The organism is Pantoea sp. FN0305, assembly GCF_050113845.1.
GTDB lineage: Bacteria > Pseudomonadota > Gammaproteobacteria > Enterobacterales > Enterobacteriaceae > Mixta > Mixta alhagi.
On sequence record NZ_JBNJSN010000001.1, the window covers coordinates 703538 to 713675 of the forward strand.

11 protein-coding genes are annotated in these 10138 nt (G+C 55.5%); 1 reads left to right on the top strand and 10 read right to left on the bottom strand.

Annotated elements, in window-relative coordinates:
* The 9 genes from fliN to fliF all read right to left on the bottom strand — a co-directional run bounded on the left by fliN (position 1) and on the right by fliF (position 8507).
* Positions 1 to 414, bottom strand: a complete 414-nt coding sequence (gene fliN, locus ACQE3Y_RS03220) for a flagellar motor switch protein FliN (protein ID WP_085071295.1) — start codon at positions 412 to 414, stop codon at positions 1 to 3.
* The gene (gene fliM, locus ACQE3Y_RS03225; RefSeq protein ID WP_085071296.1) at positions 407 to 1414 is read right to left on the bottom strand and encodes a flagellar motor switch protein FliM; all 1008 of its coding nucleotides are present in this window, start codon (positions 1412 to 1414) and stop codon (positions 407 to 409) included. The genes fliN and fliM overlap by 8 nt, the downstream gene beginning before the upstream one ends.
* 4 nt (positions 1415 to 1418) lie before the next feature.
* On the bottom strand, positions 1419 to 1901 hold the full coding sequence (gene fliL, locus ACQE3Y_RS03230; RefSeq protein WP_426972138.1) for a flagellar basal body-associated protein FliL: 483 nt from the start codon (positions 1899 to 1901) through the stop codon (positions 1419 to 1421).
* A gap of 132 nt (positions 1902 to 2033) precedes the next feature.
* Positions 2034 to 3278, bottom strand: a complete 1245-nt coding sequence (locus ACQE3Y_RS03235; protein ID WP_426980854.1) for a flagellar hook-length control protein FliK — start codon at positions 3276 to 3278, stop codon at positions 2034 to 2036.
* On the bottom strand, positions 3271 to 3720 hold the full coding sequence (gene fliJ, locus ACQE3Y_RS03240) for a flagellar export protein FliJ (protein ID WP_085071299.1): 450 nt from the start codon (positions 3718 to 3720) through the stop codon (positions 3271 to 3273). Before fliJ ends, ACQE3Y_RS03235 begins: the two co-directional genes overlap by 8 nt.
* Before the next feature lie 45 nt (positions 3721 to 3765).
* Positions 3766 to 5127, bottom strand: a complete 1362-nt coding sequence (gene fliI / locus ACQE3Y_RS03245) for a flagellar protein export ATPase FliI (protein WP_426972141.1) — start codon at positions 5125 to 5127, stop codon at positions 3766 to 3768.
* On the bottom strand, positions 5127 to 5834 hold the full coding sequence (fliH, locus tag ACQE3Y_RS03250) for a flagellar assembly protein FliH (RefSeq protein WP_426972143.1): 708 nt from the start codon (positions 5832 to 5834) through the stop codon (positions 5127 to 5129). The genes fliI and fliH overlap by 1 nt, the downstream gene beginning before the upstream one ends.
* On the bottom strand, positions 5827 to 6819 hold the full coding sequence (gene fliG, locus ACQE3Y_RS03255; RefSeq protein WP_426972144.1) for a flagellar motor switch protein FliG: 993 nt from the start codon (positions 6817 to 6819) through the stop codon (positions 5827 to 5829). Before fliG ends, fliH begins: the two co-directional genes overlap by 8 nt.
* Complete coding sequence (gene fliF / locus ACQE3Y_RS03260; protein ID WP_426972145.1) at positions 6816 to 8507, bottom strand: flagellar basal-body MS-ring/collar protein FliF; 1692 nt, start codon at positions 8505 to 8507, stop codon at positions 6816 to 6818. Before fliF ends, fliG begins: the two co-directional genes overlap by 4 nt.
* Positions 8508 to 8742: 235 nt before the next feature.
* On the opposite strand from fliF, the gene fliE reads away from it, so the two are divergent.
* Positions 8743 to 9054, top strand: a complete 312-nt coding sequence (gene fliE / locus ACQE3Y_RS03265) for a flagellar hook-basal body complex protein FliE (RefSeq protein WP_085071304.1) — start codon at positions 8743 to 8745, stop codon at positions 9052 to 9054.
* A 22-nt stretch (positions 9055 to 9076) separates the two neighbouring features.
* Here the strand turns inward: fliE and ACQE3Y_RS03270 are convergent, their stop codons facing one another.
* A complete protein-coding gene (locus ACQE3Y_RS03270; RefSeq protein WP_426980855.1) occupies positions 9077 to 10126 on the bottom strand; it encodes a tyrosine-type recombinase/integrase in 1050 nt (349 codons plus the stop codon).
* Positions 10127 to 10138: the final 12 nt, after the last annotated feature.

Below are 10138 nucleotides of genomic sequence, written 5' to 3' on the forward strand. Positions count from 1 at the left end.
TTAGCGGCTCAAACGGCGCATGCGTTCAGACGGGGTGATAATGTCAGTGATACGGACGCCATACTTATCGTTCACGACCACAACTTCACCCTGTGCAATCAGGTAACCGTTAATCAGAATATCCAGCGGCTCACCGGCAAGACCTTCCAGCGCGACCACTGAACCCTGCGCCAGGCGCAGCAGTTCTTTGATCGTCATTTTGGTGCGGCCCAGTTCAACGGTAAGTTTGACCGGAATATCCATGATCAGATCGATATCCTGCAGCGAACCGCCGACATCTTTGCTGTCCAGTGATTTGAACACGCTCTCGGTGGATGACGACGCGCTGTCGGTCGAGGCTTGTTCACTCATTGCCTCTGCCCACAGATCGTCCGCAGAAATGCTGTCATCGGACGTGTTTTTGCTGTCACTCATCGGGCTGTTCCTCATTCAGCGAATTCAATATCGGATTAATCAAGTGTTCTACACGCAGCGCGTATTGTCCATTCAGGGTGCCATACTGGCTGGTTAGCACCGGCACGCCATCAACATGCGCGATAATGCGATCCGGTTTCTCAATCGGTAGTACATCGCCGGGCTTCAGCTGCAGGATGCGCGACAAACGCAGAGAGACGTCGGCAAAATTTGCAATCAGCTCCAGCTCGGAATGTTGTACCTGCTTCACCAGCGTATCGCGCCAGTTTCTGTCTTCCTGCCGCGAGTTTTCCAGCGGCGGGTTAACCAGCAATTCACGCAGCGGCTCGATCATGCTGAAGGGGATACAGATATTAAATTCCCCTACCAGGTTGCCGATCTCCACCTGAAACGGCGTGGTAACAACAATGTCGTTCGGTGACGTGGTGATGTTGGTAAATTTTACCTGCATCTCCGAACGTACATATTCAACATCCAGCGGATAGATCGCTTTCCATGCATCACTGTAGCCTTCCAGCGCCAGCTTCAGCATGCGGCGGATCACACGCTGTTCCGTATGGGTAAATTCGCGTCCTTCAACTTTAGTCGGGAAGCGCCCATCGCCACCAAAAAGGTTATCCACCGCAATGAATACCAGGCTGGGCGAGAAAACGAACAGCGCTGTGCCGCGCAGCGGCTTCAGGTGGATCAAGTTCAGGTTGGTCGGCACCGGCAGGTTACGGGCAAATTCATGGTACGGCTGAATTTTAATCGCCCCAACGCTGATATCCGGACTACGACGCAACAGGTTAAACAGTCCCATACGGAACTGACGCGCAAAACGCTCGTTGATAATCTCCAGCGCCTGCATGCGCTCGCGCACCACGCGACGCTGGGTATTAGGATCGTACGGGCGAATATTGTCATCGCCGATACTCTTATTCTTATCATCTTCCGCGCTTTCACTGTCGCCATTGAGAAGCGCGTCAATCTCAGCCTGTGAAAGAATGCTATCGCCCATTAACTCACCTCAATATGAAGGCGGTAAACAGTACATCGTTTACGACCTGCGGAGGTTGACCTTTAACCAGCGGCGGTGCCAGCGACTGCTTGATCTGTTCTACCAGTTCTTGCTTACCCTGTTCCGATGCCAGCTTCAATGAATCCTGGCGTGAGAGCAGCAGCAGCAACCGGCTACGAACCTCAGGCAGATAGTCGTTCATGCGAAGACGCGTTTCCTCATTCGGCAGACGCAGGGTAAAGCCTACGTACAGCACGCGATCGGGATCGTTATCCGCATTGACCAGGTTAACCGTAAATGTATCAAGAGCATAAAAGACCGGGGCGGCAGGCGGTTCCACTTTCGCGGCAGCCTGATGTCCGTCGGTTTTATTCATTGTTCGCCACACTACATAGCCTGCCACGCTGCAAGCGGCCAGCGTTACAACCAGTAACACCGGAATCAGGATGGAACGTTTGCGGCCTTTAGCTTTCGCGTTATCAGACATTTTGCAGATATACCCTGTGAATTATCTGGGGCAGGCCATAGTGGCTAGCCGGAAGTGATTATCGCGCGTCTCTCGCCGATCAATGGGGGGAAAAGACGCGCCTTTTGCTTTTACCTTTGGCGTTTGTCGCCGTCAGGCGAATGTATCTACTGCGCTACTGCCCGCCGCCCGCGCCTGTAATGCGGCGGGGACCGCCAGCGGCGTTACGTCATCTTCGCTACCTGATGCCAGCGGAAATGCGCCCTGAGGCTGGTCGCGACGCGGTTCCTGCTGGCTGCCGAAACTCTGGCTCTGCGGGAAAGCGTCGCTGCTGACATTGCTTTGCGTCAGGTTGATGCCGCTTTCTGCCAGCGCGGTGCGCAGATGAGGCAGGGCGGCTTCCAGCGCAGCGCGTACATGACTATGGTTTGACACCATACTCAACTGCGCCTGATCGTTATCCAGCTTCAGGCTGATCTGGATCGCACCCAAATCGTCCGGATGCAGACGCAGCTCGGCGTTCTGTTGCCCGTTGCGACTGAACATCAGCACCTGCTGGCTTACCGCCTGTTGCCACTCCGGACTGCCCAGCTGCGCATTAATCTGCGAGGTTACCGGCGTCATGGCCGTTGCCGAAGCAGCAGGGGCGGCGGTTGCGGCGGTTGCGCTATTCATTGCTGCTGACAGCGCGCTTAGCGTATGCGTCGGCAGATTTTCTTTATTCTCTGTGCCTTCATTCTGACGCGTTTCATTCATCAGATTCTGGAAGCTGGAAAGCGGAGATTCCTCCTCGCTACCGGCAGCGGTCGTCGCAGCAGCAGCCAACGACATACCGCTGCTCAGGCTGGTTTTCTCCGCATCAGCATCCGTGGTAACAGGCTGTTGCGCGAGCAGCGCCGCTTTCAGGTTGCCGCTTTGGCTATTGAGTGCGCCGAGGCCACTACCTTCCAGTTTCACGTCATTACTTTTTGCGGCCTGCTGTACCAGCGGCGTTTGCGGCAGCATGGCAAACAGCGCCTGTAAAGATTGCTGATCGGCAGCGCTTAAACTGTCTCGTTTCAGCTCCTCTTTATCATCGGCGAGTTTAAGGTTCTCTTTAGCCTTTTCCGGCGTCAGCAGCGCATCAATTGCTTCAGGATTTTGCACTGCAGCCAGCAGTTGGCTCAGTTCGCTTACCGGTTTTTTTTCTGCCAGCGCTTTTTGCGCATCAGCGGGCAGCGTGGCTTTTCCATCGCCCTGTTTCGCCAGCGTCAGCAGACGATTGCCGAGCAGCGTCAGGAACGCCTCCGACAGCTGGCCGGAGGCCGCGCCATCGCCGCTGACAAGGCCGGTGCCGTTGGTAAGGTCGACACCACTATCGGCGCTGACGGTATTCACTGATGTTGGCAACTTAATCATTAGCCTTCCTCAAAGATGCCCGTTGGGCATACTCATCCATCCGTTTCTGATCGAGACGGTTTTCCTGTAATAGTTCATTGGCCTGCGAACGAGCCTGAAGCGTTTCCCAGGCGTGCAGCCGCTGCTGTTTGTTGCGCCAGACGTCAAGCGCCTGCTCGACTTTCTGCGTACACTGTGTCAGTTGATGACGATGCTGTTCGATGGCTTTTTCCAGCGTCTGAATAAACTGGTGATAGTTAGTCCAGCGCGAACTGGCGATGCCGGTCGACATGTTGTTGTTCAGCTTATGACGATATTCATCCTGATAGTTGAGCAGCATATTCAGCTGCTCATCCGCCTGCTGTTGGGCGCGACGCATCGTGCCCAGCCGGATAGCCGCGTCTTCCACCTCTTTCTGCGCCAGGTCGCGCAGGGTTTCCATCGCACTGTTGGGTTTAGCCATCGTCAGGTGACCTCATTCCTCGCGCCGGACCGTGGCCCGACGACATCAACCAAAAATTGCCTGGAGATGCAGGCAGGCATCGTCATAGCGGCTCTGCTCGAAGATGCCCTGTTGCAAAAAGGATTCCAGCATTGGCCACAGTTTGATTGCCTTATCCAGCATCGGATCGCTCCCGGCTGCATAGGCACCGACGCTAATCAGATCGCGGTTGCGCTGATAGCTGGAGAGCAACTGTTTAAACTGGCGCACGCGCGCATAGTGCGCTTCATCGATCAGCGAGGTCATCGCACGACTGATTGAGGCTTCGATATCGATAGCCGGATAGTGGCCTGCCTCCGCCAGCCGCCGCGACAGCACCACGTGGCCGTCAAGAATGGCGCGCGCGGAGTCAGCGATCGGATCCTGCTGGTCATCGCCTTCGGTTAATACGGTATAGAAAGCAGTGATCGAACCGCCGCCGTCGATGCCGTTCCCGGCGCGTTCCACCAGCGCAGGCAGCTTGGCGAAAACCGAAGGCGGATAGCCTTTGGTCGCCGGCGGCTCGCCGATTGCCAGCGCAATTTCACGCTGCGCCATGGCATAGCGCGTTAATGAATCCATAATCAGCAACACGTGCTGACCGCGATCGCGGAAATCTTCAGCGATGCGCGTGGCATAAGCCGCGCCCTGCATACGCAGCAGCGGAGATACATCCGCCGGAGCGGCAATCACCACCGAGCGCGCACGCCCTTCGGTGCCAAGAATATTTTCAATAAAATCTTTAACTTCACGGCCACGCTCGCCAATCAGGCCGACCACAATCACATCGGCTTTGGTATAGCGCGCCATCATGCCGAGCAGCACCGATTTACCCACGCCGGAACCGGCAAACAGGCCCATACGCTGACCGCGGCCTACCGTCAGCAGCGCATTGATCGCGCGTACGCCGGTATCCAGCACGTCGGTAATCGGTGTGCGCTGCAGCGGGTTAAAAGGTGGGGTAATCAAGGGGGCGCGGTAGCCGGTTTCCGGCGCGGGCAAGCCGTCCAACGGACGACCGCTGCCGTCCAGCACGCGACCGAGCAGCTGAGGACCCAGCATTAGCTGTTTTCCGCTCTGCGCGTTATCACCGCTGACGCGGGCGAATACGCGCGCGCCGGGCAAAATGCCTTCCACTTCTTCCAGCGGCATCAAAAAGAGTTTCTGACCGTTGAAGCCAACCACTTCGCTCTCAACTTCAGAAACCTGTTTACCGTCATGGCGTTCAATAACGCAGGTCGCCCCCAGCGGCAACTGCAGGCCAGTCGCCTCCAGTACCAGACCGGTGGCGCGCGTCAGGCGACCATAGCGGCGTACCTCAGGCACTTCTGCCATGCGTTTTTCAAACGCATCCAGTGAACCCAGCCAGCGTGAAAGACGAGTCGTCATTACAGCTCTCCTGGTGCCGCCAGGCGACACAGTTCATGCCAGCGTGTCGCCACGCTGGCGTCCAGATCGCCATCTTCCGCGCTCAGTTTGCAGCCGCCCGGATGCAGCGAGCTGTCAGCCAACAGACGCCAGCCATGCAGATCGAGCGTTGGGCCAAGCGTTTGTTCCACGCGCTGCAGATCGTCAGGATGAACTCGCAGCTGCGGCTTGCCGCTGAACATGGGTTCCTGCTGGATCATCTGCTGAATCTGACGCAGCAGGGCAGAGCCGTCGACCGCCGTGGCCTGGCCGATAACCTGCCGCGCCGCTTCCAGCGCCAGCTGCAGCAGACGTGAGGCGATGACGCTGTCCAGCGCTTCCAGCGTATGCTGAAATTCGGTTACCAGCTGCTGCATGCGCGCCTGAACCGGCGCCTGCTGCTGCTGAGCTTCCGCCAGCCCCTGCTGAAAACCGGCATCAAAACCCGCCTGCCTGCCTTCATTAAAGCCTTTCTGCTGGCCTTCGGCATAGCCTTGCGCATGGGCGTCAAGGCGTGCCTGGGTCTGCATCTGCTCCAGCTGCGACTGCGGCGAAAAGTCTTCGCTTTCTTCGCTGGTGTCGAAGGCGAAATCGGGCTCGGCCTGCGGCTCAGCGTCGGGCTGATCAAAGCGCGTTAGATCGTCAGGCTGCCAGCGCTGCCACGGACGGGAAGAAAAGGCATCAGACATAGGTTTCCTCGCCGCCGCCAATTACCATTTCGCCGCTTTCCGCCAGACGACGCACGATAAGCAGGATCGCTTTCTGTTCGTTTTCTACCATCGACATACGTACCGGGCCACGGTTGGCGAGGTCGTCGCGCAGAATATCGGCAGCACGCTGCGACATATTCTTGAGGAACTTCTCGCGCAGCGGCTGATCGGCGCCCTTCAGTGCAACCAGCAGCGATTCGGATTCCACTTCCTGCAGCAGGCGCTGGATGCTGCGGTCGTCCACATCCACCAGGTTTTCGAACAGGAACATTTCGTCGACAATTTTCTGCGCCAGTTCGCCATCGAACTCGCGTACCGCTTCCATAACAGCTTCTTCCTGCTGCGTTTTCATCAGGTTGATGATTTCCGCTGCGGTTCTTACGCCGCCCATCTTCGCACGCTTGAGGTTTTGACCATCCAGCAGCGAGTTGAGCACTTCGGTCAGCTCCGCCAGCGCCGCTGGCTGCACGCCGCCGAAGGTGGCGATACGCAGCATCACGTCGTGACGCAGACGATCGTCGAACTGAGCCAGGATATCCGCCGCCTGTGAACGCTTGAGATGGACCAGGATGGTGGCGATGATCTGCGGGTGTTCGTCGCGGATCAAATCGGCAGCCGCCTGCGGCTCCATAAAGTTGAGCGTTTCCATACCGGTGGTGGTTTCGCGCGTTTCCAGAATATCTTCCAGCAGCGTCGAAGCACGCTCTTCGCCCAGCGCTTTGATCAGAACCGAACGCAGATATTCGTTGGAGTTCAGGCTCAGCGCCGCGAACTGCTCGGCATCCGTCTCGAACTCACGTAGCACTTCGGCCAGCTGCTGGTGAGAAACCTGATTCATATTGGCCATGGCTGCGCTAAGGTGCTGCACTTCCCGCGTGCTGAGATGCTTGAACACCTCAGCGGCACGGTCTTCACCGATCGTCATCAGCAGGACGGCGCTTTTTTCAGTACCGGTCAGACTCATAGTTCGTTACTCATCCATTGGCGGATCACCAGCGCCACAACGCGTGGATCGTTTTCAGACATATCGCGGATGCGCTGGCTCATGACTTCGGCGCTGACGCGATGTTTAGATTTACGTTCCTGCTCCTGATCGTCTGTGCTGAGCGAAACAGAGAAGGCTTCTTGTTCCTTACGTTGCTGCTCCAGCGCTGCCGCTTGTTCAGCCGCCTGTTTGGTCAGTTCCTGCTTACGCAGCAGGTGCGGACGAATCAGTTTGCGGTAGAGGATGAAGGCAACCAGAGCGACCAGTAACCAGCGTCCCGCGTTCATCATCTGTTCGAAGAAGGACTGCTGCTGCCAGAACGGAAGTTCGCTGACGGTATCCTCAGTCTGGGTAAACTGTGAGTTGACCACGTTGATGCTGTCGCCACGATCGCTGGAGAAGCCCATTGCTTCGCGCGTGAGATCTTCAATCTGTTTTAGCTGCTTCTCGTTCAGCGCTACCGCCTTGCCTTTATCATCGGCACGGTAGTTCACTACTACAGCAACCGACAGGCGTTTCACGCCGCCCACATTCATCTTGGTATGACGAATGGTGCGATCCAGCTCATAGTTGGTGGTTTCATCGTGATGCGTATTAGACGGCACCGGACGCGCAGCGGTGGTGGTTGTGTTAGCCGCAGCCGGATTCGCCGCATTAGCATCTGCTTTTGGCGTTTCGATCGGCGCGCTGTTCGCAGGCGCAGGCTGATTAGACAGCGCACCCGGTACGCCGCCAGGATACTGGCCGCCAATCTGCTCATTGCTACTGCTCTGACGTGAGCGAACAGCGGCATTCACCGGATCGGTATTTGGTTTGTATTGCTCTTCTGTTTGTTCACGCGTATCGAAATCGATTTGGGCGGTGACCTGTGCGTGCACATTGCCGCTGCCGACGATCGGCGCAAGGATCGCTTCAATGCGCTGCTGATAACGGCTTTCTACTTCGGTTGCATATTTCAGCTGGGCATCGTTCAGGTCACGTCCGGCCGCGTCGGAACGCGTCAGCAGGCGACCACTTTGATCGACAACCGTGACGTTGCCTGGCGGGAGACCGGCTACGCTGCTGGAAACCATATGAACGATAGCGTTGATTTGACCTTCATCCATCGCACGACCCGGCTGCAGGTTCAGCGTGACGGAGGCGGAAGGGGATTTCTGTTCGCGAACGAACAGCGTTGGTTTCGGCATCGCCAGGTGTACACGGGCGCGTTTTACCGGACCGAGTGATTCGATGGTGCGTGACAGCTCACCTTCCAGCGCACGCTGGTAGTTCACCTGCTCGCTGAACTGGCTGATACCGAACTTCTCTTTATCCAGCAGTTCAAAGCCCACGGCGCCGCCTTTTGGCAGCCCCTGCTGAGCAAGACGCAGGCGCAGCTCATGTACCTTTTCTGCCGGCACCATTAAGGCGCCGCCTTTATCTTCAAAGCGGTAAGGGATATTCATCTGAGTCAGCTGCGTCACGATTGCGCCGCCATCCTCATTTGAAAGGTTATTATAAAGGACGCTATAAGCCGGTGCTTTTGCCCACAGTACCATCGCAACAATGATGGCAGTAGCGGCGGCGGCTGCGATTATCAGCGGGATCCGCGGATTGGCGCGCAGGCGGGCAACAAGGTCATTTAAGCCTTTCTTATTTGTTGTTTCCTGAGTTGCGGTTGCATTCATGACCATTTCCTGCCTGACAGTTGACCGGACTGTGTGTTAAGTGGTGACAAAACTGACTCCCTGATACGGCTTAGAAAAGTTCCACTTCAATGGATGCCATTATTTTCCTATTCGCAAATTTCGATGGGTCAAAAAGCCATGTTTTTTGCTGTCATTTACACCCTTTGTCCTATTGACTTTGTGTTAAGTTTATTTGCACAAACTAAACGAACCGCCAATAACAACGAGGGTTAACATGGCAATCCAGGGGATAGAAAGCGTGATTCAGCAGCTGCAGCTTGGTTCGCTGCAGGCCAGTAACAGAAACACTGACAGCGTGGCGCAGGCTGATTTTTCTGCGCAGATGAAAGCGGCGCTGGACAAGATCAGCGAAACGCAAAACCACGCGCGTGCGCAGGCACAGGACTTTACGATGGGTAAACCGGGTATCGCGCTGAACGACGTAATGATCGATCTGCAGAAATCATCGGTTTCCATGCAGATGGGCATTCAGGTGCGTAATAAGCTGGTATCAGCTTATCAGGAAATCATGAATATGCAGGTGTAGTGGGGTAACTTACTGAAATATATTAAATACCTTGGCTTGCTGTTCTCCTGTAGGGCATATGTAGGACAAATTCATTCAGCTTTGAGTTCAGAAGACTAACTTGCTCGTTGTTATTCTCCGGCATCCACGCCCCGTATACCTGGTAAACCATTTGGGAATTCGCATGCCCCATTTGGTTTGCCACAAAGTTTGGGTTGGCTCCGGCAGACAATGACCAGCATGCATAGGTGTGACGAGACTGATATGCCTTCCGGTGCCTCACCCCGGCACGTCTGAGCGCTGATTTCCATGTCTGCCCTAAAGAGGCCACCGCGTAATAGTTCCCGGCCAGACTGTTTATTGCGTAGATGCCTGGATTAAAGACAAAGGTGCATTGCTCCTGCTCCTTTTTCTGGAACTCACGCATGTGAACTTCGATATCGATGGGTTTGTTCATGCGGGTCAGTTCCATCTGGTCTTTAAGGACTTCTATCGCACTATCGATAAGACAAACGATGCGGTTGGTACTGGTTCTGGTTTTCGGTGGAGTAAACCGGCCTTCATTGGTCAGGTTGCGGCACACCTTCAGATAACCGGCCTTCAAATCGATATCTTCCCATGCGAGTGCGCATAATTCGCCATGACGCAATCCGGTTAATACCGCCAGGCTCCATAAATTGGCAACCTGACGGTTTGCGCATTTCTCAATGACTCGGGCGAACTCATCGCGGGTAAGTGGATCTGGTTTCTTATGGTCCTTCTTAAGTGGTGCGATACTTGCCATAGGATTGCGGGGTATGTAGCCATTATCAAAGGCAAACTTAAACAGTGCAGACAGGTCTGGCATGCATCCGTTTACGGTGGCAACCGATCGCCCCTGTTTCTCTACTGAATGCATTCTGCCCGGAAGTTGTGGCCCGGTTAGAAGCTCTCTCCTGAGATTAAGTAAATCCTCGCTTTTTACTGAGCCTACCGCCCGGTCAGACCCAAGCATCTCAATCGTCTTTCTTACCCGGCGTTCATACGTACAGTATGTGCTGTGTGCAATTTCTGGTTCCTTTAACTTTAACCAGCGGGCTGCCAGCTGACCCATGGTTATTTCGCT